General features: G+C 66.9%; 16 protein-coding genes. 6 read left to right on the forward strand and 10 right to left on the reverse strand.

What is annotated here, in order from left to right; all coding sequences use genetic code 11:
* Positions 1-7: 7 nt before the first annotated feature.
* From ACP3TD_RS18790 to ACP3TD_RS18825, 8 genes are all read right to left on the reverse strand, one after another.
* Complete coding sequence (locus ACP3TD_RS18790; protein ID WP_426764499.1) at positions 8-631, reverse strand: hypothetical protein; 624 nt, start codon at positions 629-631, stop codon at positions 8-10.
* A gap of 408 nt (positions 632-1,039) precedes the next feature.
* On the reverse strand, positions 1,040-2,044 hold the full coding sequence (locus ACP3TD_RS18795) for a dTDP-glucose 4,6-dehydratase (RefSeq protein WP_426764500.1): 1,005 nt from the start codon (positions 2,042-2,044) through the stop codon (positions 1,040-1,042).
* Positions 2,045-2,073: 29 nt separating this feature from the next.
* Positions 2,074-3,459 (reverse strand): nucleotide sugar dehydrogenase, encoded by a 1,386-nt coding sequence (locus ACP3TD_RS18800; RefSeq protein ID WP_426764501.1) that lies wholly within the window; start codon positions 3,457-3,459, stop codon positions 2,074-2,076.
* A 472-nt stretch (positions 3,460-3,931) separates the two neighbouring features.
* A complete protein-coding gene (locus tag ACP3TD_RS18805; RefSeq protein ID WP_426764502.1) occupies positions 3,932-6,613 on the reverse strand; it encodes a LuxR C-terminal-related transcriptional regulator in 2,682 nt (893 codons plus the stop codon).
* The gene (locus tag ACP3TD_RS18810; RefSeq protein ID WP_426764503.1) at positions 6,610-9,336 is read right to left on the reverse strand and encodes a LuxR C-terminal-related transcriptional regulator; all 2,727 of its coding nucleotides are present in this window, start codon (positions 9,334-9,336) and stop codon (positions 6,610-6,612) included. The genes ACP3TD_RS18805 and ACP3TD_RS18810 overlap by 4 nt, the downstream gene beginning before the upstream one ends.
* Before the next feature lie 272 nt (positions 9,337-9,608).
* Positions 9,609-11,513, reverse strand: coding sequence for a DUF2264 domain-containing protein (locus ACP3TD_RS18815; RefSeq protein WP_426764504.1), 1,905 nt, complete (start codon positions 11,511-11,513; stop codon positions 9,609-9,611).
* Positions 11,510-12,673, reverse strand: coding sequence for a LacI family DNA-binding transcriptional regulator (locus ACP3TD_RS18820; protein ID WP_426764505.1), 1,164 nt, complete (start codon positions 12,671-12,673; stop codon positions 11,510-11,512). The genes ACP3TD_RS18815 and ACP3TD_RS18820 overlap by 4 nt, the downstream gene beginning before the upstream one ends.
* Complete coding sequence (locus ACP3TD_RS18825) at positions 12,670-14,670, reverse strand: heparinase (protein WP_426764506.1); 2,001 nt, start codon at positions 14,668-14,670, stop codon at positions 12,670-12,672. The genes ACP3TD_RS18820 and ACP3TD_RS18825 overlap by 4 nt, the downstream gene beginning before the upstream one ends.
* 153 nt (positions 14,671-14,823) lie before the next feature.
* Here ACP3TD_RS18825 and ACP3TD_RS18830 point away from each other — a divergent pair, with 153 nt between their 5' ends.
* Genes ACP3TD_RS18830 through ACP3TD_RS18855 form a run of 6 tightly spaced genes read left to right on the forward strand, consistent with a single transcriptional unit; the run spans position 14,824 to position 21,578 of the window.
* A complete protein-coding gene (locus ACP3TD_RS18830; RefSeq protein WP_426764507.1) occupies positions 14,824-15,837 on the forward strand; it encodes a hydroxyacid dehydrogenase in 1,014 nt (337 codons plus the stop codon).
* A gap of 51 nt (positions 15,838-15,888) precedes the next feature.
* Entirely contained in the window at positions 15,889-17,169 is a 1,281-nt protein-coding gene (locus tag ACP3TD_RS18835) for an ABC transporter substrate-binding protein (RefSeq protein ID WP_377201997.1), read from the forward strand.
* 9 nt (positions 17,170-17,178) lie between these two features.
* Positions 17,179-18,108 carry a carbohydrate ABC transporter permease gene (locus ACP3TD_RS18840; protein ID WP_426764508.1) on the forward strand — a complete coding sequence of 310 codons (930 nt, stop codon included), beginning with the start codon at positions 17,179-17,181 and terminating at the stop codon, positions 18,106-18,108.
* Complete coding sequence (locus ACP3TD_RS18845) at positions 18,108-19,049, forward strand: carbohydrate ABC transporter permease (protein ID WP_426764509.1); 942 nt, start codon at positions 18,108-18,110, stop codon at positions 19,047-19,049. The genes ACP3TD_RS18840 and ACP3TD_RS18845 overlap by 1 nt, the downstream gene beginning before the upstream one ends.
* Positions 19,046-19,792 carry a DUF624 domain-containing protein gene (locus ACP3TD_RS18850; RefSeq protein WP_426764510.1) on the forward strand — a complete coding sequence of 249 codons (747 nt, stop codon included), beginning with the start codon at positions 19,046-19,048 and terminating at the stop codon, positions 19,790-19,792. The genes ACP3TD_RS18845 and ACP3TD_RS18850 overlap by 4 nt, the downstream gene beginning before the upstream one ends.
* A 13-nt stretch (positions 19,793-19,805) precedes the next feature.
* Positions 19,806-21,578 (forward strand): glycoside hydrolase family 35 protein, encoded by a 1,773-nt coding sequence (locus ACP3TD_RS18855; RefSeq protein WP_426764511.1) that lies wholly within the window; start codon positions 19,806-19,808, stop codon positions 21,576-21,578.
* A gap of 126 nt (positions 21,579-21,704) precedes the next feature.
* Here ACP3TD_RS18855 and ACP3TD_RS18860 read toward each other — a convergent pair whose 3' ends face one another.
* The gene (locus ACP3TD_RS18860) at positions 21,705-22,196 is read right to left on the reverse strand and encodes a hypothetical protein (RefSeq protein ID WP_426764512.1); all 492 of its coding nucleotides are present in this window, start codon (positions 22,194-22,196) and stop codon (positions 21,705-21,707) included.
* Complete coding sequence (locus ACP3TD_RS18865; RefSeq protein ID WP_426764513.1) at positions 22,183-24,153, reverse strand: primary-amine oxidase; 1,971 nt, start codon at positions 24,151-24,153, stop codon at positions 22,183-22,185. The genes ACP3TD_RS18860 and ACP3TD_RS18865 overlap by 14 nt, the downstream gene beginning before the upstream one ends.
* Positions 24,154-24,157 lie beyond the last annotated feature (4 nt).

The following is a 24,157-nucleotide window of genomic DNA, read 5'->3' on the forward strand; positions in this document are numbered from 1 at the left end:
TGCCGGGTCAGCGGACCTGGCTGGTGGTGACAATGTCGAGCCAGGGCCCTTCCGGCACCTGGTCCCGTGTCACGAATTGCCAGTCCACGGTGTCCGATTCGCCGTCAATGTCTTCGAAACCCAGGCACGCGTTCAGCGCCGGAGAAACGTCCATTCCAGCCCCGTTGAATTCCTTATTGGCAGGGCGGGCATCATTGGATCCAAAAACATATTCCTTGTCGTGGTACTGGCCGGGACCTGCGTCCTGGATCTGGCCGTAGCATTCCTGGTTTCCCTTGCGGATCCGGACCCATTGGTTCTTCATATAACTGAATGATTTGTCCTGCTCACGGCCCGCATATGCGGAATCCTTGGCCCAGGGAATGACGCTGGCCCGTTCCGCGAATGCCTTGCTGTCGTTGACGTCATCGTAGGGCAGGTCGAGGTAGAAGGGGTTTTCCTTGGGCGTCATGCCGGTGGGCATGTAGCGGTTGGCTTCCGTCCGCGGCTCAGTCTCGCAGGTCCCTGATTTCATCACTCCGTCGCAACCGCCGTAGTTCCGCATCCATCCGGAGTCGTAGGTGGACATGACCTGGCTGCCGTCGTCGGCTTTGGGATCGAAAAGTTCGCCCACCCAGAATGTGGTGGCCACAATGTTGGTGTGCCACGGATAACCGCCCTCCCCGGAGGAGCTTCCTCCGTCCGGCGGGGCAGGAGGTGAGGAACAACCCGCAGCGATGAGCGCCACCGAGGACAGGGCGGCGGCGAAGCCCCACCGGACCCTTATGCTGTGCCGAATCCGCCACGTGCGCGATCCCGCTGGTGCAAGGAGATAATTTGGCGCTGCCGCTCTTCTCAACCCGGACTCCTTCGTATGCCGTGACACTTTATTTTCCTTGATATTCCGTGGCATCGGCGAGGGAAATGCGCACATTGACAGCCAATTCATAGCTTTCCGGATCTTCACGGCGCTTTTTCGAAATTCGCAGCCCAATGGCCGGGCCGGGAAATTAATCCCGGCCCGGTCATTGGTGTATAGGATTTGCCGGACCTTCGGCCTTCAGGAGGCGAGAATGACCTTCCACCGTGAAGCGTCCGCCGTGTTCGACGTCCGGTGGTCTGCGGCCACATTGGTGATGATCTGGTCCACCGTGGTCTTCGGGTCGAAGCCCACCAGGCCAAAGGCCTTGGTGTTGTCCGGCACCCGCCGTCGCATGTCCTCGTAGCCTTCGGAGTATGCCTGCTCGTAAGGCACCAGGGTGATGGGGCTGTCACTTCCCACGAGTTCCACGATCCGCTCCGCGAGGGCGAGGATGGAGATCTCGTGATTGCCACCCAGGTTGTAGGCGTTGCCGTACGCGCGCTCGTCCTCGGAGATCCGCGTGATGGCGGGCACGATGTCACCCACATAGGAAAAGCAGCGTGTCTGGTGCCCGTCTCCGTAGACGGTCAATGGTTCGCCCGCGAGCGCCTGGCGTACCAGGCGCGGCACCACCATTCCGTAGCGTCCGGTCTGGCGGGGACCAACGGTGTTGAAGAGCCGGACAATCGCCACCCGCAGCCCGAACTGCCGCCAGTAGGCGTGGGCGAAGGCTTCGTCGATGCCCTTGGCCGCAGCGTACGTCCAGCGCGATTTCAGGGCCGAGCCCAGGATCCGGTCCGATTCCTCGGAAAGGCTGTCCGAGGTGTTCTTGCCGTAAATCTCGCTGGTGGATGCCAGCAGGAGGCTGGCACCTGCTTCAAGGACGGAGTCCAGGACCACTTCCGTGCCGTGGATGTTGGTGCGCAGGCTTTCCAGCGGGTGGTCAACGATCAGGTTGACGCCTACCGCGGCGGCCAGGTGGAACACCCGGTCCGCCCCCGCGACGGCTTTGTCCACGGCAGCCCGGTCAAGGATGCTGCCTTCGATGAAACGGAACTTGCGGTGTCCGATGACGCCCTTGAGGTTCTCAAGCCGGCCGGTGGACAGGTCATCCAGGACAATTACCTCGTCCCCCGCTGCCAGGAGGTGTTCCACGAGGTGGCTCCCGATGAATCCGGCACCGCCGGTAATTGCTGTTCTCATGCTTCCTGCTTCCAAATGGAGTGGTGTGGTCAGAGCCTGGTGACGTTGTCTGCCTTGGGCAGCCGGTAGGTGGTGTCCAGCACTGCAGCGGCGTTCTCCAGCCAGTCAAGGTCCGTCTGGCTGTGCCTGGTGTGCAGGATGACGAGGTCCGCTTCCCACAGTTGGGGTGCGGGATTGGAGATCAGCGTTCCGCCCCTGCCGTCCGGCGCGGTGAGGCACCACGGATCCGAGTAGGCCACCTCGGCACCGTCCGCAATGAGCTCGGCGATGATCTCGAGGGCCGGGGATTCACGGAGGTCCTCGACGTCGGGCTTGTAGGCCACGCCCACCACCATCACCCGCGCGCCGGCCAGGCCATGGTTCCGCTCGGAGAGGATCCGCCGCGCCTTTTCCACTACCTGATGCGGCCTGCCCGCGATCCCGATCATTGCCTGCTCGATCACCGGCGCCGTCACGCGGGCCTTGCGCAGTTGCCAAAGAAGGTAGTGCGGGTCGCAGGGGATGCAGTGTCCGCCGACTCCCGGGCCAGGGGTAAACGGCATGAACCCGTACGGTTTGGTGGCGGCCGCGTTGATCACGTCCATCACTTCCATGTCCAGCTCATGGCAGATCTGGGCAAACTCGTTGGCCAGGGCAATGTTGACCGCCCGGAACGTGTTTTCCACGAGCTTGGTCATCTCCGCGGCGTCCGCGGACGGGACCACATGAACCAGCTTGGTGCTGGCGCTGAGCAGCCGTTCCGCTGCCTCACCGCAGGCTGCGGTGACACCGCCCACCACCCTGGGGACGTCCTCGTGGGAGAAGGAGTCGACACCGGGATTGATGCGTTCCGGCGAGAAGGCCACATACACGTCGCGTCCCGGGATGAGTCCCTTCGCCGCGAGGGGCATCGCCAGCAGGTCCCGTGTTGTGCCCACGTAGGTGGTGGAGGTCAGCATCAGCAGCTGCCCCGGCACCGCGTATTCCACCACTGAGGCGCACGCTGCGCGCAGGATGCCGAGATCGGGAACAAGGTAAGCGTCCACGGGAGTGGGAACGCAGACCACAACGGCGGCGGCGTGGGCCAGCAGCGAGAGGTCGCTGGTCAGCATGAATGAGGGGTCCAGCAGGGCGGTCTTCAGCCGCTCCTTGTCCGAGTCCAGCAGGTCCGCCTGCTGTTCGCGGATCACTGCCAGCCGCCGCTCCGAGACGTCGAGCCCGAGGACCCGCCGCCCGGAGGCGTTGATGGCCAGGGCGGTGGGCAGTCCCACGTAGCCCAGGCCGACGATTGCGACGTCGAATGTGAACACCTGGTCCTGGGCGGGAATTGCCCGCGCCGCGGTGCCCTCAGTCCATTCCGCTGCCTCAGCCGGCAGGGAATGGGATTCAACGGCGACCTGTTTCTTGAGGGTTTTTACCTTCGTGTTCGGTGCCATGGTCAGTCGACCTCCCGGTGCATTATGTCTCCAGAGTGAATAAAAGCCGGCGGCGAGAAGGAGTGTGCCCGTGTCTCAGGTGGCACGTCGCCCTTCACTGCCGGCCCGTTTTGGGGGGTCCCCGCCAATGGCGGGAGACCTGTCGCATCGGAACTGCCTTCCGGCCGGACTGCCATCAGGCTGTCCCCCGCAAAGGAAATCTTCCTGCGCTTCATGTCGAGGCCCACTTCCCCTCGTGCTGGCGGTTGCCAACAAGACGAGGGTATTAATCAAGTCCTTTGCCCGGCGCGAGTGTGGTGTACCCGTCTTTGACCCCGCCCGCCGCACCCGGCGGCGAGACTACGTGGCTTGGGGCTGCCCACCACTCGCATTGGTACTCGGTAGGGCGGGCGGCCCCGGAATGCCCGGAATTCCGCGGAAGCAACACCGAAAACCAGCGCGGCAGCAGGCGCTGGTTAACGAAAAAGGCTGGTTAGACGGTGTGTTCGCCGCCGTGGTCGCCGCTGATGAGCTTTTCGCGGTCGCTGATTCCGAGCTTGGCGAACATCCGGTACAGGTGGCCTTCCACAGTCCGGAGGGAGAGTCCGAGGCTGAGCGCGATGTCCCTGTTGCTTGAACCCGTCTGTACCAGGGCAACGATCTCCTGTTCCCGCCGGGTCAGCTTTGACAGGTCCGGCATCCCCTGGCCTGTGGTCACGGGAGCCTTCCCCAGGGCCGCGGTGCGCCGTTTTAGGAGCCGCTGTGCTTCCAGCTGGCGGGACTTGTCTCCCCGGCTCTCGAGGATCCTGAGCGCATGGCCCGCGTAGTCCGCTGCTGCGAGCTCCAACCCCTCCCTGGCTGCAGCCTCGCTCAGGGCAATGAGTCCTGCGGCATCCTTGGCGTCCAGGGCCTGGCTGTAGCTGAAGGCGAACTCGGCGGTGCGGCCTTCGCTGGTTTCCGCCAGGGATTTCAGGCGGCGCACCACGGAGAGGTCCCCCGCCCGAAGGACCAGGACGAGGATATCGATCTCCGGCCCCACTGCCCCGTTGGCTGCCGCGGTGTCGGCGAGGGACATCAGCCGGGACAACGTGGGGCGCAGCCCCACCTGCTGGACCTTGGCCATGGCGGCGTGGGCCCGGCCCAACAGGGATGATTCCATCCCGTCCCGGGCCAGCGCTTCATGCTCCAGCATGTAGGAGGACGCGACGTCCCGGAACTTCAGCAGGGAAGCAGCATAGGCCGCGGCAGCGACGGCGTCGGGCAGGTCGCTTTGCAGGTCCGACGCCCGGAGCATGCTCACCGCCTGGCGGAGGCACGGCAGCGCGGCCCCCAGGTTGCCGCGACGCAGGTCCACGCTGCCCGCGTTGAAATGCAGCGCACCGCCGTCGTAGATCAGCGAGTTGGGCGCCTGGGACACGTGGTTCCTGAGGTACTCCTCAAGCACTGCGAACTCGCCGGCATGGAGCAGGGCAAGAATGTAGCGGCGCATGAAGAACCCGGTGTGCTGCAGGCCCCAGTAGCCGGCAGCATCGAGGATGTCCTTGACGTCGGCCAGAACCTGCAGGGCCGAGAGGGGCTTGCCGGTGACGGCCATCGATTCAGCCAGCAGCGTTCCTGCGAGCAGCCGGGTTTCCCCGTCCCCGCCCTGTTGCCAGATCTGCCGCAGCTCGCGTTCCGTTTCCACGTGGCGGCCCTCCGCCTGCATTCCCTCCAGGACCAGCAGCCGGCTTCCGAGGCGTCCCAGTTCAAGCTCCTGCGCGTCAATTCCACGGGCGGATTCAGCGATCCGGGCCAGGGCAGCCTCCCATTCGTACGCCGCCTGCTTCACCGCGTTGGGCCCCGACCCCTGGCGCCTGGCGAGTTGCGCGGCAAGCATGGACACCTGCCGAAGGGTGGCAGGATGGTTGGTCCTTTCGACGATCCCGCTGATTTCCCAGGCCGTTCCCCGGATATCCCCCCGGTACCACTTGGCACGGGCCACCTCCACCCGGGCCGCGAGCTTGAGCGCCGGGTCCTTGATGGCTCCGGCTACGCGTTCGACATAGCTGGGGATGAAGAGCCGGTTGGCCAGCTGCGCGGCCTCCAGGATTTCGGTGTCCGGGATCCTGGCACCGGCTTCGAGCCCCCAGGACACATAACGGAGCAGGCCGTCCATGGTCTGCGGGCGGTTTTCAAGGAGCTGCAGGATGCGCTGGCGGATCCGCAGGCTGCGGGCGGCCGGCACAATCTGCCGGAGTACTTCGCCCACCAGCGGCTGGACCAGGCGGACGTGCTGCTCGGCATCGGAATCGATGGTGATCAGCCGCATTTCCTGCAATTCGTCCACGGCGTAGTGGTCACTGGCCTGCCGCAGCACATCCAGGGGCAGGGGTTCGGCCAGGGCGACGGTGTCCAGGGCCTCACGCTGCAGATGGTCCAGGTGGACGATCTGGTTCCGGACCAAATCCAGGAGCCGCAGGCTGTTGCCGCGCAGCTCAGAGGTCAGCATCCATGCCCCGTTCCGGTTGACCAGCTGGCCGGCGGACCTTGCATTGCCGATGAGTTCCAGCAGGAACATCGGGTTGCCTCCGGAGGCCCTGCGGAGCACCGCGCCTGCGCTGGGGACCACGGGTGCGCCCAGCACCTGGGCGCAGAGCTGATCGACGTCCTGTCCGTTCAGCGGCTGCAGGTCGAAGCGGTCCAGCAATCCTTCGGACCACATCGAAAAGATTTCGCCGGGCGGCGCCGGATGGGGGCGGCAGATGAAGATCACCTTGGCCACTTCGGCCGCCGTGAGCTGGGCCAGGACGGCGACGCTTCCCTCGTCGAGGTGCTGGGCATCCTCCACCACCAGGACAGCAGGCACCGATTCCCGTTCCCTGGCTGGGTTCAGGGCGGCGGTCACGGCCTTCATCACGGACAGCGGCTCATTGATCTGGCCAGGCGTCAGCGAGGTGATCAGTGGTGCAAGGGCGGCGAACGGGACTCCGGCCAGCGTGGCCCCGGCGAACACCCTGAAGGGCCGCACGCGGTGGCCCAGTTCCTGGATCACCGCGTTGACCAGTGCCGTCTTGCCCAGCCCGGCATCACCCAGCAGGAGGATGCCGGGCCCGTTGCGGTCCAGCAGGCAGTCCGCGACGGCGGCCAGGATGCCCGAGCGCCCAACGAGCGTTTCGCTTGCCAGTACCTCGGTCATTGCTGGTTCCCCTCAGCCAGGCCCAGGGCAAACGGCAGCTCCGAGCGTTCGACGATCTTCAACTTGCCGTAGATCTGGTAGAGGTGCCCCTCCACCGTCCGTACCGACAGGTGCAGCCTGGCGGCGATGGCCTTGTTGCTGTGGCCCCGGGCGGCGAGGGTGGCGATCTCCAGTTCCCGCGCGGTGATGCGGTCTTCCTGCTGCACCGTGTCCTCCGGCGCCCGCATCCTGTGCCGGCAGGTTTCCGCGATCCGGCGGGCCTGCAGGAGCAGGGCGCGCTCTTCCAGGGCATGCGCGCCGCGGATGACTGCCTCGGCGACGTCGAAGGCAAACCGGTCATGCTGCAGGTCCTGGGCGAGCTGGGCGACGGCCACCTGCTGGGCCACGTCATGGGCGAGTACCGCATTCGCGTAGGCTGCGCACAGTCCGGCGAAGTCGCCGTCGCACCTTAACGCCGTGTCAAGGAGACGGGAAGCCGTGGCTGTCCGTCCCAGCCTGACGGCCGTGCCCAGCGCGAGGACCTCAAGGCCATGGTTGCCCGCCGCATGGTCGTCGTCGGCCAGCCGCACCAGTGCGTCGCCGGCAGCCTGCGGCCTGTCAACGCCGTCCACGGCGAGGATGGTGAAATAGGCCGTGAGCCACTCCATCGGGCGTCCGGGCCGCGCAGGCCCCGGCCTTTTCAGTGCGAGGTAGCTGCCGGCCCGGTCCGGTTCGCCCTGCAGTGCCGAGGCGTAGGCAGCCGCTGCAGTGGCCACACCAAGGATCCCCTCGTCATCCCGCACCCGCAGCTGCCCGATCAGCGGAACCAGGGATTCCAGGCCCTCATGTGCCCTGCCCTGCAGGCACCGCAGGACAGCCAGTGCCAGGTCGAAGGAAGCCGGGAACGGCTGGCCGGCGGGGAGCGGAGAGTCCCAGTGCGGCTGCAGCATCGATGCCGAATCTTCCCAGCAGCCGGCCAGCAGCAGCGCGAACCGCAACCGCCCTGCTGCCGACCATGCAGCAGCTGCGGACACCATCGGATTCCGGCCGTCGGCCAGCAGCTGGCCGGCCATGTCGGCTGCCTCGGCCTGCCGCCCGGTCAGTGCCCACGCCTCACACAACAAGCTGCCTGCCATGAAGCGGAATTCCGGTCCGTGGGTTTCAAAGTCCTGCAGCGCATCCTCCAGCAGCGCCGCGGCTTCTGCGTAACGGCCAAGGTGGCCCGCAACCCGGGCTTCGGCAAGGACCAGCTCTTCCCGTAAGGCCCTTTCAGCGTCCGGCCCACCATGCATTTCCTGCGGCACGCCAGCGGGAGCAACATTCCCCGGCATCAGGTCCCCGTCCAGCATCTTCCGGACATGCCGGAGGCGTTCCGCGGCCTGGTCCATGGTTTCCCGGTCGGACTGCAGGACCGCGGCCTCCGCCAGCTGGAACCGCAGGGTGTCGGAGGAGGACGGCGTGTCCGCACCGTTGCTGTCCGCGATGCCACCGGCCAGTTCCCGGTACTGCTGAAGCACGGTACGGGCTTCGCTGACGGCACCGAGGGCCGCGAGGGCGGTGGTTTCCTCCGCAACCGCCACGGCGCTGAGTGAATGGCCGGGTACTGAGCGGACCAGCCGAAGGGCCAGCGGGTAGTCAGCACGGGTGTTGGCCATCGCGGCGGCATGCAGGGCCTCCGCTTCGGTGAGCGGCGAACCGCATTCAAGGGCCCACGCGGCAAGGGCCACCCTGAGCGCCGGGTGCATCAGCGTCGGCTCCACTGCCTCGCAGAACCGTCGCCGGAGATCGCTGCTGCGGCCGGTGGGGATGTTGGCGCGGATGACGTCGCACAGCAGCTGGTTCTGCATTCCCACCATCCGTGGCAGGGAATCGTCCACCACCAGGATCCCGCGTTTTTCCAGGGCGTCGACGTCGTCGGGCAGTGCGATGGCCAGCAGTGCTTCCAGCGGCACGGTCCCGGCCAGGGACACGATCTCCATCGCCATGCGTTCCCCGGGTCCCAGCTTGCCCAGCCGGGTGATCACCAGGTCTGTGATGGCAGGGCCGTGGGGCCTGTCCGTAGCGGTGAGGACCCAGACGCCGTCGCGCACCGCGAGGGCCCCGGAGTCAACCAGTTCTCCTGCCAGCATTTTCAGGTAGTGCGGATTGCCCCCGCTCGCCGTCCAGAACTCGTGCGCTGCGGATGCCGAGATGCGGCCACCCAGGCTCGCTTCCAGCCAGGAGATGGCATCGGGCAGGGGAAGCGGTTCGAGCTCGATCCGCGCAAGGTACCCGTCCGTGCAGAGCCGGGACAGTTCGCTGCCCAGCCGCTGCGGGTCGGTGCATGTCAGGATCAGGCCGGCCGTTCCGTTGCGGGCGAGCTGGGAGATGACCGCCCCCGCGAACTCATCCACGTCCCCTGCATTTTCAATCACCAGGTACACGGGTTTACCCTCGGCCCGCGCGGTAAGCAGCGCCGTCAGAGCGGAGAGGACCAGCGCAGGATGGGACAGGAACTGGGAATCCAGGTCCCGCAGCAAAACGTTCAACGCACCGTACGGGCTTGCGGTGAGGCCGGCGCTGGCCCGGAGCACCACAATGTAGGCGTCATTGCGGATTTCCTTGGTCAAGAGGCTGGTGAGGTAGCTTTTGCCGCTCCCCGAGGCTCCGGTGATGAGCACTCCGGCGCGTGACTCGTCCAGGGCGCGGATGAGGTCCTCTCCGGTGGTCCTGCCGCCAATCTGCGGCCAGGTCCTTGAGCTCACCCCGGTGCCCCCTCTGCTGGTAGACGTCGCGATGCCCGATCCTCCGACACCCCCTTGTCCGGGCGTCGGCGGATCAGGCTTCCGGGGGCCCTGATACGCCAACCGCCACCCTGACCGGGTCCCCGCCAATCAAGTAGTGACAGCCCCAATTAATCAGCTGGACTCTTGACAGGCACCAGTAGCGAGTACTCGTCTTAAGTACCTCTCCGACTACTTTGCTACTCGCGAGTACTCGTCAACGTTGAGAGGTTGTTGAGTGGACCCAGGGGTTCCTAGGCGGGATTGAGCTGCGCGAACACCGCATCAACGTCGATCGTGGCACCGTCGGCGAAGGCGAACAGGCCATCCGCCAGCAAGCGCAACTCGCCCGTTTCGGCTGGGGAGCCTTCTCCTGAGAGCACGACGACGGCGGCATAGTCCGCGTCGGCCACGGCACCGGCGGTGCCAATCCAGGGGATGGCCAGATGCTCCCCCACCGGGTGCGGTGCATCGCGGCGCCAGGTGCCGGCGTCGTCAAGGACCCCGCCCCACTCAACGGGGCGGACCTCGCTGGCCAAGCCGGCCGCGGCGTCCACCGGCCAGCCGCCAATGCGCAGCCGTGCGCCGCTGCCTGCCGCGTTGCGGACACGCACCAGCCGCAGTTCCACGGCACCCCGCGTCACGGAGGCCACCGTCACCTGGGGCCCCGGCGTGGCAGTTCCCGCAGCGCCGCTCCCGTGGTCCGGGCCGCCGTCGGGATCCACCTCGATCCAGTGCGCGGTGAAGCGCGAGGCCCCCACCTGCACCCCGTCCTGCCTGAAATGGCCAAGGAACTCGAATCCGGTCCGGTGCGTCAGCCGGCCATCCGCATCGGCGAACGCGACGGCGTTGTCCACGGACTCCGCGTCAAGGTCCGGGAAGGTGGCAGTGGAGTAGCCCAGCCGCGCATAGAGCGGGGAATCGGCCACCCGGACGCCGGCGTTGGCATGGTCGGTGCCGTGGTTGCGGATGCGCACCACACCGTCCGAGACAGTCCCGTCCACTTGCCAGCCCGGAGCCGTGATGAGGCGCTGCGTGTCGCCGGTTTCCACCGGCAGCGGCTCCTCGACGGCCGTCCACACCGGATGGTCGGCGGGAAGCGCGAGGCCCATCATTCCCTTGGCGGCCCAGTACGGGGACCCCGCGCCGGAATACGACTGTTTCATCCCCGGAAACTCGGAATGGAAGCCGATGGTCAGCAGTCCGTCAGCGTTGTGGGCGCCCCGGTCCAGGAAGTACTTCAGGATGCCGGAGGCCGCCCGCCGGGTTACACCGGGCGTCAACCGGGTGTGCCCCCCGAACTGCCCCGCCCAAAACGGTGCTGCCGCTGCGAAACGGTAAATCAGGCTGCGGCCCTGGACCAGCGGGGCGCCGTCAGCCCCCACCAGGTGAATGGCGTCGTCCAGGAAATCGGCAAGCCGTTCGCCGTCCAGCTCGGCACGGGCCGTCACTCGCGGGTCCTCCGGCGCCATCAGCTGCAGCAGCTGGGGATAGACCTGGAACGCCCAGCCCACGTAGTGGTCGTAGGCGCGCTCCTGGCCGTCGGCAAACCAGCCGTGGCAGCGGTACAGGGAGTCGTGGATGGCCAGCCCGGCGTCGATGTCCGCATCTGAGCAGCGCCCGCCTACGCCGGCAAGGAACTTTTCGACGACGATCTGGAACCACACCCAGTTGATGGGCGGGTATGCCTGGCCGATTACGGTCTCAAACCAGGCCACCAGCTGCTCCTGGACGCGCTGCGGCAGGCGGTCCCACAGGACGTCCCGGGTCAGCGCGAGTCCCACGGCCAGCGATGCCGCCTCGACTTTGGCCTGGTCAAGTTCGCCCGGGGTGGGCCAGCGGTCAGGGTTCGCGGGGTTGGTTCCGGCATCGAGGCCCTTGGCGTACCAGTCGGCCAGCCACGCGGTGCCCTCCGGATCACCGGCGATCCGGAATGAGGCCAGCAGGAAGGTCCGGGCAAAGGCCTCCAGCGAATCGCTTTTCCGGCCATAAGCGCTGGTGGCTCCGGGCAGGTACAGGTTGGCGTGGTCTTCCGTGGCATGGCGGTGCGCGGACCGCAGCAGGTAGTCGGCATACGCGCACCAGTGGTCCCGGGTGAGGCCGGTATAGGGCGAGACATTGAGGTCCAGCGGGGGCAGGGCCAGGGGCGCGGCGCTCACAGGGAATCCTGCAGTACGCCGGCAGCAGGAATCCGCGGAGCCCCGATGGACGATTCCCGCAGGATCAGGTCCGGGTTCAGCTCGATCCGGTGCACGGGACGCATCCTGCCCTCGGCCAGCCGGGCGGCCATAAGCTGCACCGCCACCTTGCCCACGTACTGTTTGGGCGGCCGGACGGCGGAGATGGCGGGCTCGGCCAGGTAGGCCACTTCGTCGTCGTACCCCACGATCGCCATGTCCCCCGGAACGGTGAGTCCACGGTCCACGCAGTGCTGCACGAATGCCACCGCCTGGGTGTCCGAATGCACCAGCATCGCCGTGGTGCCGGTCTTCGTGCACATTTCCAGCACATGGTCGAAGTGGCCGGCCCGGCCACCGTTGCCGTGGTTGGCAGGGTCCTGCTTGGCGGAGTCCTCGTGGACGGAGCCCTCCAGCGGAATCTTCAGTGCGGCCAGGGCCTGGTGCCAGCCGCGGACCACGTGCGGGCTGGTGGGGCTGGACGAATCGGTCAGGCAACCGATCCGCCGGTGGCCTTCCTGCCACAGGTGCCGCACGGCCATGCCGGCGCCAAACGCGTGATCCGTGGCCACCCATTCGAGGCGGTGCGCGGGAATCTCCGCCGGCGCACGCCGTTCGGCAAGCACCACGGGGATGGGCAGGGCGTTCAGCCAGCGGATCAGTTCGGGGCCGTGGTCACCGCCCATGTCCGGCGCCACGATCAGGCCGTCGATGTTCTGGGTGTCCAGCAGGGCCTGCACCTGCCTGCGGTTGTCTGCGGCGTCGTACGCGGACCCGCGCACCATGATCCGCAGGTTTTGCTCTTCCGCCTCGGCCCGCGCCCCGCTGATAACCTGCGGCCAGTAGTAGTCCAGTGACGGCACCACCATGCCGATGGAGTAGCTGTGCTGTGCTGCCCGGCCCGCTGCCGAGCGGTCCAGCGGGCTGGGCAGCGTGGCGCCGCCATGCACGCGGGACACCAGGCCCTCGTCCGCGAGGATGTTCACGTCGCGGCGGATGGTCAGTTCGCTGACGCCCAGCTTCGCCGCGATGTCGCGGACGGTGATGGCACCGTGGGCCCTCAGTTCCTCCATGAGCCGTTCCCGGCGCTGCAGCGAAAACAACGACTTTCCGGTGGGTTCGGACGGTTGTTCAGGGCTCATGGTGTTGCCTCCACAGTGAGGGTGAATGCGCCGGCGGCGCGGAAAGCAGGGGATGGTGCAGTTGCAGCCCGCGTGCGGAACCGCAGCCGGGTCAGCCGTGGTCCCCACGCGTCGGCGAGGAGCGGATCGTCCAGCTGCCATTCGTCCACGAGGACGACGACGGCTGCCGGGTCCCAGCGCAGGGCAGCTCCCCGCGGGGTCGCGTCTGCGGCGTCAACCGCCGGGATGCCGTCCGGACGGACTGTCGCCGTCCCTTCCGGGCCGAGGATCAAGGTTCCGGCCGTCAGGAAGGTGATGTCGACGTCGGCCGTTTCGCCCGCGGCCGGTGCCGGAAGGTCCCAGCGGTCGGCGATGGTGATGCGGCCGGGGGCCCGGTGCAGTTCCGCGGCCCGGATCCAGGCCCGGGGTTCGAATCCGTAGGCCGCTCCCAGTGCGAGCTCCAGCTGCGGCCGCTCCGGGGCAGGCGCATTGAGGACGGCGGCCGCGAAGTCCCTGCCGGTTCCCTGTTCAAGACCGAACGGGGCAGGGACGCTGTGCCAGTTGCTCTGCATCGCGCGGATGCCGTAGCGGTCCGGGCCGAATGTCTGGGCGGTGTAGGTGGGCTGCCCGGCGTCAACCAGCAGGGGAACCCCGTCCACGGCAACCACTACCGAGCCGACGTCGCGGTGGTTGTGGTGCTCGCCGTTGTGGCCCCCCTTCGCGGCCAGGAGCAGTCCCTCCACCGTTCCCCCGGTTTCGCGGGCCACCATGATCTGGACCGATGGCAGGTAGGTTGCAGCGACGAGCGGCGGCGGGGCGTCGGAAGCGAGATCCGGGCGTTCGAGCATCGTGTGCAGGACCCGGCCGAGCCCCGCGGCGGGATCCGGTGCGCCGGTGGCCATGGCGGCGGCGTGGGCTGCCGCCTCCGGATCGTCCAGACGGACTGCCCAGCGGTGCAGCATGTCCCAGGGAAGGGCAGCCGCAGCGCGTGCCGGACCGTCGGCCACGTTGAAGAACCATGCGCCGCCGATGTGCATGCGGTGCGGGAAGGCGACCAATTCGCGGACCACCGGCAGGCCGCCGTTGAGCACGCCGCCCGTGGCCTGTTCCAGCAGGGCCAGCCCCTCCAAGGCCCGCCCGGCACCGTTCCACCAGTAGGCGAAGCCCTCGTCAATGGCGCCGTCGGCCGGGAGGGATGCCAGGAAACGGTCCAGGCCCTCGATGCAGCGGGCCACTGCCTGCGCCTGGGTGGCGGGGTCATCCACCAGCAACAGCGCTGCCGCAATCAGGTTTGAGTGGATCCAGGGATTCCAGTTATGGACATCCCCGTCCAGGCCCAGCCAGTGCCAGTCCAGCCGGTCGAGGAAAGGCCGGATGACACGTCCGGTGACCTCCTGGCGGATGCGCCGCCGCAGCCCCGGCGCCCGGTCATCGAGCTGCCTGCCCAGGACATGGTCCAGCCATGCCAGCTGCGCGGCCACCTCCCCCGCGCCGAGGTCCAGGTACGGGGTGGCCAGGTCCGGAACAACGCAGCACGTGCGGCGGAAGACATCGTCGTGCGCGGCCCAGCTCCACGAGCTCTGTTCGCAGAGCAGGAAGGCGCCGTCGACGACCTCGTCGAGCCACGCTTCCGCCTCGTCTCCGTCCCCTCCCTGGCGGCCGGGATCACTGGCCAGGGCCATGGCGACGGCGCGGGTCAGCCGCTGCTGGCGTGCAGCCACCAGGCCTTCATAGGCAGTCCGGTTTCCGTCCCGGAAATACCGGGCGTAGTGGGACACCAGGGGCTGGGGCCACGGCGTTCCCCGTTCCTCCTGTGCTTGCCGGACAACAGGAGCGGGCAGATTCAACTCCGCGCCATGCCAGGCTTTGCTGCCTGCTGCGGGAACACTGAGGCGCCCGGCTGCGCCGGCCAACAGGCGAAGGAGCGCCGGTTGGGAGCTGTCGGGTCCCCAAGCAGCGGCCAGTGGCGCTGCGGGTGCCGGCAGCGCGGTGCGGGGACCGGAAGGGGGCGTCATCATCCGCCTCTCATGTTCGAATACGATCGTTTTGGATCGACATTGAATAACTTGGTTGTTCTATCTTGTTCATGAGTATCTACTGATTGTTAGATGTGATGCAAGACATGAATTGCGGTTGTGAGCGCAAACGAACACGAAAGAAGGGAGGCCCGGATGTCGCCAAAACCCAAGGCCCTGCTGGTCATGAACCGCGGAACCTTTGCTGACCAATTCGATTCAACCCGGTTGGACCGGTTGGCGGGGCTGGTGGATCTGGGCGGGCAGCCGTGGACCGATTCGCTGGAGGATCCGGCGGTAGCGGGCCGGCTCGCGGACGTGGAGATCCTGCTGACCAGTTGGGGCGTGCCTCGGCTGGATGCGGCGGCACTGGAGCGGATGCCGAACCTGCGGGCGGTGTTCCATTGCGCCGGGACGGTACGCAGTTTCGTCACGCCGGAGTTGTGGGACCGGGGCATCCTGGTGACCAACGGCGCTGACGCGAACGCCATCCCGGTGGCCGAATTTACGTTCGCGTCCATCGTGCTGGCCGGGAAGAAGGCACAGGTACTGGCCAACGATGCCCGCACCTGGCGTGAGGACTGGTCCTATACGACGGCGCGCGGCGAGGTGGGCAACATCGGCCGCGTGATCGGTGTGGTGGGGTTCTCCCGCATCGGCCGCCGGGTGGTCCGCCTGGTCCAGCAGCTGCAGGACGTCACCTGCCTGGTCCACGATCCGCACGCCGATCCCGCCGCCGTGGCCGCCGCCGGCGGCCGGCCGGTGGGCCTGGCGGAACTGCTGGCGGCCTCGGACGTGGTGAGTATCCACGCCCCGGCGCTGCCGGAAACCCGGCACATGATCGGAGCCGCGGAACTGCGGGCCATGAAGGACCACGCCACCTTGATCAACACCGCCCGCGGCTCACTGGTGGACACCCGCGCCCTGGAGGCCGAGTGCGCCACCGGGCGGATCCACGCACTCCTGGACGTCACCGAGCCCGAGCCGCTGCCGAAGGATTCGGTCCTCTATGACCTGCCCAACGTGGTGCTCACGCCCCACATCGCCGGGTCCCTCGGCACCGAAACCCGGCGGATGTCCGACGCCGCCCTGAACGACCTCGAACGGTACCTCACCGGAGAACAGCTCGTAGCCCAGGTGGTCTCCGAAGACCTCTCCCTGAGCGCCTGAACCACCCCGGCCGCGGACGCGGCAGACCAAAAACCCAGTAAGGAGCACGCAATGAAGCGCACCACACTCGCCGCCATCGCACTGGCAGTAACCGCAGGCCTGGGCCTGTCCGGTTGTGCCGGCGCCGCCGGACCGGCCGAACCCCAGGGCCAGGAAGGCAAGACCCGCCTGACCGTTTCGGTATGGAACTACGAAGGCACCCCGGAGTTCAAGGCCCTCTTCGACAGCTACGAAGCAGCAAACCCGGACATCGACATCGAACCCGTAGACATCCTCGCCGATGACTACCCGCAGAAGGTCACCACCATGCTGGCCGGCGGAGACACCACGGACGTCCTCACCATGAAAAACGTCATCGACTACGCCCGCTACGCCAACAACGGCCAGCTGCAGGAAATCAACGGCGTGGTGGACACAGTCGGCAAGGACAACCTCGCCGGCCTGGACGCCTTCGACATCGGCGGCAAGTACTACGCCGCCCCCTACCGGCAGGACTTCTGGCTCCTGTACTACAACAAGGACCTGCTCAAGGCCGCAGGCGTGGAGAACCCCGCTGACCTGACGTGGGACGAGTACACCGCGCTGGCCAAGAAGCTCACCACCGAGGCCAACGGCAAGAAGGTCTACGGCACCTACCACCACATCTGGCGCTCCGTGGTGCAGGCCATCGCTGCCGCCCAGGACGACGCCGACCAGAACAGCGGCGACTACGGCTTCTTCGAGGACCAGTACAACACCGCCCTGGACCTGCAGAAGAGCGGCGCCACCCTCGACTTCGGCACCGCCAAGAGCCAGAAGACCAGCTACCGCACCATGTTCGAGACCGGCCAGGCAGCCATGATGCCCATGGGCACCTGGTACATCGCCGGCATCCTGCAGGCCAAGAAGGACGGCAAGTCCACCGTGGACTGGGGCCTGGCCCCGATGCCGCAGAAGAACGACGACGGCAAGGTCACCACGTTCGGTTCGCCCACCGCTTTCGCTGTCAACAAGAACGCCGCGCACTCGGACGCAGCCAAGAAGTTCATCGAGTGGGCTGCGGGTGAGGAAGGCGCCAAGGCCATCTCGAAGATCGGCGTTGTGCCGGCCCTGCAGAACGACTCCATCACCGCCGAGTACTTCAAGCTTGCCGGCATGCCCACGGACGAACTCTCCAAGAAGGCGTTCACCCCGGACAAGGTTGCCCTGGAAATGCCGGTCAGCGACAAGTCTGCCGCCACGGACAAGGTCCTCAACCAGGAGCACGACCTGATCATGGTGGGTGAGCGCTCGGTGTCCGACGGGGTTGCCGAGATGGGCAAGCGCGTCAAAAGCGAAGTCCTGGGCCAGTAACAGGCAGCCATGAGCACTGACACTATTCCTTCGACGGTTGCCCCGGCTGTCCACAGCCGGGGCAACCGGAAGCAGGCCCGGCGAAACACCCTGATTGGCTGGACGTTCATCCTGCCGAATTTCCTGGGGTTCCTGGCCTTCACCCTGATCCCGGTCCTGGCCGCGTTCGCGCTGTCCTTCATGGAGTGGACCTCCTTCACCGCCCCTAAGTGGGTGGGTCTGGCCAACTTCCAGCGGATGTTCGCGTCCGATTCCTTCTGGATCGCGCTGCGCAACACCGTGGTCTACGCCATCGGCCACGTCCCGCTGACCATGGCACTGGCCCTGCTCCTGGCGATGCTCCTGAACCGCAAGCTCAAAGGCATCGGCTTCTTCCGCGTCGCCATCTTCTTCCCCTACATCACCTCACTGGTGGCAGTGGCCGTGGTCTGGAACATGCTCTTCAGCCCCGACAGCGGCCCCATCAACCAGTTCCTGCAAGCCGTGGGCATTGCCAACCCACCCGGCTGGACCTCCAGTTCCGACTGGGCCCTGCCCGCCGTCATCATCACCAGCGTCTGGCGCGACATGGGCTACTACATGGTCCTCTACCTCGCCGGCCTCCAGGCCATCCCCGCCGAACTCTACGAAGCCGCCGAAGTCGACGGCGCCTCCGCCTGGCAACGCTTCTGGAACGTCACCATCCCCTCGCTCCGCCCCACCACGTTCTTCGTCGTCGTCATGCTGACCGTCTCCAGCTTCAAAGTCTTCGACCTCATCGTCGTCATGACCAACGGTGGCCCCGGCCGCTCCACCACCGTGCTGTCGCAGCTCATTTACCAGGAAGGCATCGGTGAAGGAAAGTTCGGCTACTCGTCCGCCATCTCGCTGGTGCTGTTCCTCATCGTGCTGACCGTCACCGTGCTCCAATTCAAGATCCAACAGCGGAGGGAACGCTGATGACCAACATGGCCGAAGACCTCAAAACCAGTCATCTCAACGACGCAGCCACGCCCCCGAACGGTGCAGCCACCGCGGAAGAGGACCGCCGCAGCGAACGCCGGCGTTCCCCGCGGGAGGCGAAGAAACGCACCACAGACCTCGTCATCTACGCCGCCCTGGTGGTCCTCGTCGCAGCTCTGATGGTGCCGTTCATCTGGATGGTCTCCTCCTCCCTGAAGGAAAACAACCAGGTCCTCACCGTCCCCATCCAATGGATCCCCACCGAGTTCGTGTGGAGCAACTACACCGACATCTGGACCCGCATCCCCATGATGGGCTACCTCCAGAACTCCCTCTACCTCGCCGTGATCATCACCTGCCTGCAGGTCCTCACCGGATCCCTGGCAGCCTACGGCTTCTCCAAAGTCCGCTTCCCCGGCCGCGACGTCCTGTTCCTGGCCTACATCGGCACCATCGCCGTGCCCTGGCAGGCCTACATGGTCCCGCAGTACATCATGATGCAGAACCTCGGCCTCACCAACAGCTTCAACGCCCTCATCCTGCTCCAGGCCTTCGGCGCGTTCGGCGTGTTCCTCATGCGCCAGTACTACATGACCATCCCCGACGAACTCTGCGAAGCCGCCCGCATCGACGGCCTCAGCGAATACGGCATCTGGGCCCGCGTCATCCTCCCCCTCTCCAAACCCGCCCTCGCAAGCCTCGCCCTGCTGACGTTCGTCAACACCTGGAACGACTACATGGGCCCGTTCATCTACCTCACCTCCAACCGGCTCTGGACCGTCCAACTCGGCCTGCGCTCCTTCGTAGGCCAATTCGACGCCGAATACGCCATGATCATGACCGGATCCGTAATCTCCGTGATCCCCATCCTCGCGATCTTCCTCATCGGCCAGCGCTACTTTATCCAGGGCATCGCCACGAGCGGCATGAAAGGATGACCACCGTGGCACAGCACATCCCGGAAGGCGCCAAGCACCCACTGCCGGCAAACCGCCGCGGCCTGGCCGGGCGGATCCCCAGCCCGGGGTTCGAGGCGTTCGGCGGTATCTTCGGCTTCATCTACACCTTCCTGGCCGGGAACGTGCTGATGGCGTTCGCCAATGCCCCGCTGGTGCTGTGCCTGGCCCTCGTGGCGGACCCCGCTGCGGCGTGGCCGTTCTTCCTGGCGCTGTCCGTCACCATCCCGCCCTCCCTCGCCGCCCTCTTTGCCGCCTTCAAGGCCCTGCACGACGACGGCGCCGCGGTAAAACCGGTCGCCGCCTACCTGACCGCGTACCGGCGCGGGTTCCGAAAGACCGCACCGCTCGGCCTCGCCGCCGTCGCCATCCTCCTGTTCCTCGGCGTGGACCTCGTGATCGTCCAAACCATGCCCGCAGCAGCCCTCCTGGTCCCCGTGATCCTCGTAGCAGCCGCCGCAACCCTGGCCGTGACCATGACGGCGATTGCCGGCGTCGTCCTCCACCCCGAAACACGCCTCAAAAACCTGCTCAAAGCAGCCCTCTACCTGGCGGTCCAGCGCTGGTACCTCAGCCTCGCCACCCTCGTACTCCTCGGCATCATCGCCACCGCCGCCATCCTCCAACCCGTCCTGGGCATCGCCCTGGCACCCGCGCCACTGCTCTTCGTCATCTGGAGCAACACCACCTACGCCTACACCGCCGCCCTCCGCACCGCCAACTGATTCGGGATCCACCGTGCAAACCTTTGCCATCGGCAGCCGCGACTTCCTGCTGGACGGAGAACCATTCCGCATCCTCTCCGGCGCCATCCACTACTTCCGTGTCCACCCGGACCTGTGGGCGGACCGGATCCGCAAGGCGCGCCTTATGGGCCTGAACACCATCGAGACGTATGTGCCGTGGAACGAGCATTCCCCCGCGCCCGGCAGCTTCCGGACCGACGGCGGGCTGGACCTGGGCCGCTTCCTGGACCTGGTGGCAGCCGAGGGCATGCGAGCGATCGTCCGGCCCGGGCCCTATATCTGCGCGGAGTGGGACAACGGCGGCCTGCCGGCATGGCTGTTCACCGACCCCGCTATCGGCGTGCGCAGCAGCGAGCCCGGTTACCTGGCGGCCGTGGACGGGTTCATGGACCAGTTGCTGCCCATCGTGGTGGAACGGCAGGTCACCCGCGGCGGTCCGGTGGTCCTGTTCCAGATCGAAAATGAATACGGGGCGTACGGCTCGGACAAGGCCTACCTGCAGCATCTCGTGGATACGGCCAAGCGGGCCGGCGTCGAGGTTCCCCTGTTCACCTGCGACCAGCCTTTCGGGACCATGATCGAAGACGGCTCGCTTCCCGGGCTGCACAAGACCGGGACGTTCGGATCGCGCGCGGACGAGCGGCTGGCCTTCCTGCGGGAGCGGCAGCCGGACGGGCCGCTGATGTGTGCGGAGTTCTGGAACGGCTGGTTCGACAACTGGGGCACCCACCACCACACCACCGATGCCGCCGCATCAGCCGCGGAACTGGACGCCCTGCTGGCCGCCGGGGCGTCAGTGAACATCTACATGTTCCACGGCGGCACCAACTTTGGCTTCACCAATGGTGCCAACGACAAAGGCATCTACGAACCCACCATCACCTCCTACGACTACGACGCGCCGCTCACCGAGGACGGCCACCCAACGGACAAGTACTTCGCGTTCCGGGACGTCATCGCCAAGCACTTCCCGGTTCCCGCGGAGGTGCCGGAGCGCCGGGCCGCTGTTCCGGCGTCGGCCGTGCCGGTAACGTCCAGTGCCCCGCTCCTGGACGTGGCCGCGGCGTCCCCCGCCTTGACCGTCCCCGGTTCCGTGCCGCCGAGTGAAGCCACTGGCCAGTATCGCGGCTTCTTCGTCTACGAACGGCAGCTGGACCGCGGCGGAGTCCTCACCTTCAGCGAAATCCGAGACCGAGCGCAGTTCTTCCTGGACGGTTTCCCGCTCGGGACACTGAGCCGGGAGCTCGGCGAGCGCTCCATCGTCCTCCCCGGCGGCGGCTTGCTGCAGGTCCTCGTGGAGGACCAGGGCAGGGTCAACTACGGGCCCCGGATCGGGGAGGCGAAGGGCCTGGCCGGTCCGGCGCTGCTGGACGGTGTGGAAGTGCAGGACTGGAGCGTCCGGCCGGTGGACTTGTCTTCACTGGCGGCGTTCCGTGCCGCTGCGGTGGAGCTTCCCGCCGGACGGTCCGGCGGGACCGGAGTTGCCGGGCCGTCCGTTTCGTTTGCCACGTTTGACGGTGATGGGCCGGCCGGTGGTTCTGCCGGCCGGTACCTGCGGCTGGACGGCTGGACCAAAGGCAACGCCTTTATCAACGGCTTCAACCTGGGCCGCTACTGGAGCCGCGGCCCGCAGCGCACCCTGTACGTGCCCGGCCCGCTGATCCGCGAGGGCGCCAACGAGCTCGCCGTCCTGGAACTGCAGGGCAGCACCACCCGGGAGGTCCGCTTCGTGGCCGGCCCGGACCTGGGGCCGGACGAGAAGTAGCTCGCAGGACCGGGACACGTCACGCGCAGCATCCTTTCGGAGCGCGCCCGACGGCGGAGCCCCGGTTTTCCGCGGAACACCGGGCCTGGGAAGGCCAAAAGCGTGCCCTGCGTGACACCGGATGGCTCAGCCAGGCCGGTGCGCGGCACGGAGCCGTGCCACCAGCGTTGCGGCGAGCAGCGCGGTGGTGAGTTCAAGGACGATGACCAGCAGCAGCTGCGCACTGGCTGCCGCCGCGGGCAGGGAAACGGCGGACGACGCCGGCTCTCCCCCATGGGCGTGCCCCGCACCGGCCCCGCCCAGCAGGAGGACAGCGTGCACGGCCACCATCACCACGGCGGACGCTGCCACCTGGTGCAGGGCCCCCACCCGGCTGTGCCGCCAGATGTGCACGGTGCAGGGAACGCAGACTGCTGCGAGGGTAATCATCAGGAAACCCAGCCAGGGGCCGTGGTGCCCCGAGACAGCCAGCCACAGGTGCGCACCGCAGGACACTGCGGTGACCACCGCGCAGAGGCGCCGGTGCAGGACAGGACCCTGGGCACGGACCCGGCCGCCCGGCGTCGTCCGCGTGGCTGCGCTGCCCGGCGCGGCGGGCGCCAGGCTAGTGGCCACCACCGCTGGCGCCCTCGCTGTGGCAGGAGGACGCCTGCTGGTTCGGGTTCGCGGGGACGTCCAGGACTGGGCTCCTGTCGAAGAAGCCCTCGGGGCGGAGCTTAAACCCCACGGTATCCACGGGCATGATGGGCCAGTCCTCCACCCGCGGGAAGTGGGTGAGGCCAAAGGTGTGCCACACCACGATGTCCTGGCCGTCAATGTCCCGGTCCTGCGCCACGTACCCGGGCAAGCCTGCTCCGCCGCCGTGCTGGTTCACGAAATCCCCGGTGGGGTACCGCTCCTCCTCGGCGTAGCGGGTAACCCAGAGATCCTTGGTGGCGAACGCTGCGCGGCGGGCAATGGAGGAATCCGGATCGGCCAGCAGCGTGGGCTGGTTCTGCGAGTGGAGCTTGTAGCCCACCGGCTCGCCCAGCCGGTTGCGGGATTCGGGGTTGGAGATAACCCAGGTGCGGCCGGCCCGCGCATCGGCTTCCCGGACGCCGTCGGACTCCCGCGCCAGCAGCGTGCGCTTCCGGGAGAACGCGTTGCCGCGCTCGTTGCCGGGGCCCATGGCCTGCCGGACGACGTCTTCTTCCTCCACCCGGTTGGTGAATCCGTCGATGGCCATGTCCAGCCTGGCGCTGAAGAGGTGCTGGTGGAACGGGGCGCCCAGGCCCGGGGCGAGCTGGGAGATGTTGTCCGAGCCGCCCTCCGGGAACGCCGACGTGAACACGACACCGGTGGCCTTGGCCTCGAACTCGATGGTGCCGTCAAGGTAGAGGTACCAGTAGAAGCCGTAGTCGTAGTTGCCGATGGTGGTGAAGAAGGAGATCACCAGGCGGCGGTTGCGGCGGGTGTAGGTGACTCCGCTCCACAGGTCGGAGTGCTTGGAGAGGATGCTCCAGTCCTCCTCGTGCAGGCAGATGCCGTTGCGGATTTCCCGGGGATTGCCGAACGCGTCGCTGATGACCGGGCTCAGGTAGGTGATCTCGCCCAGGCAGTCGCAGCCCAGTTCCAGCGAGTTGGCGTACTGGCCCACCAGGTATTCGCCGGTGTCGAAGTAGTTCTGCCAGGACCGGATGGGCGAGGGGTCGCCGTACGGGACCACCATTTCGGCGATGGAACCCCGGTTGATGATGGGCCGTTTCCGGTCACTGTCCTGGAAAGCGAGGTTGTGGAGGACCACGCCTTCGCGGGAATCGAACCCAACATCCAGGCTCCATTTTTCCCATTCCACGTGGTTGCCGCCCGTCACGGCGAAGCTGGGCCCCTCCGGCTGGGTGATGCTGATGGGCTTCTGGGTTTCGCGGACAGGCCCGGTCAGTTCCGGATCGGTGTAGTTGCCATGCTCAACCGGGATGGGCATCACGCCGAGGTCGATGACCTGGGTGACTTCCTTGCTGACCACGTCCACATAGGCCACCAGTCCGTCCACCGGGTGCGCCCAGGCGCTGTCCTCCGGGAACTCCTGGACGAACGCCAGGCCGCGGAGGATGCGCCGGCCTTTTTCCTCGGGGTACTCGAAGACGCCGGCGGAGAGCGGTGCCACCCGGACCTTTTCGACGTCGAGCCCCCGGTCCGCGAGGGCCTGCAGCCAGCGTCCGTCAGTGGCAAGCAGTGACTCCACCACCTCGAACTCCTCTTCGAGGACCGGCAGTTCGCCGGTCACCGCGGTATCGAGCTCGACGGCGGTTTCCACCCGCCGCTGCGTCACCGAGACCACAAGATCGCGCGGCGCAGCGCCGGAGACATCGTGGAGGAAGGTACGGAACCGGCGGTTCACTGCGCCGGCGTCACCACGGAGATCCGTGCCGCGCGCCGGATCCAGCAACCCCAGGTAGGCGATGCGGTGCTGCGGGCCAAAGAGCCCCTCGGCCTGGAGGATGGCACGCACCTCAAGGATCTCAGCTGCCGTGACCGGCCCATAGGCAGATGCAGAGGCCGACGCCGTGGTGGTTTCAGTGGGGGTAAGAGTCATGGGA

The organism is Pseudarthrobacter sp. 1G09, from assembly GCF_050038305.1.
Taxonomy (GTDB): Bacteria; Actinomycetota; Actinomycetes; order Actinomycetales; family Micrococcaceae; genus Arthrobacter; species Arthrobacter equi.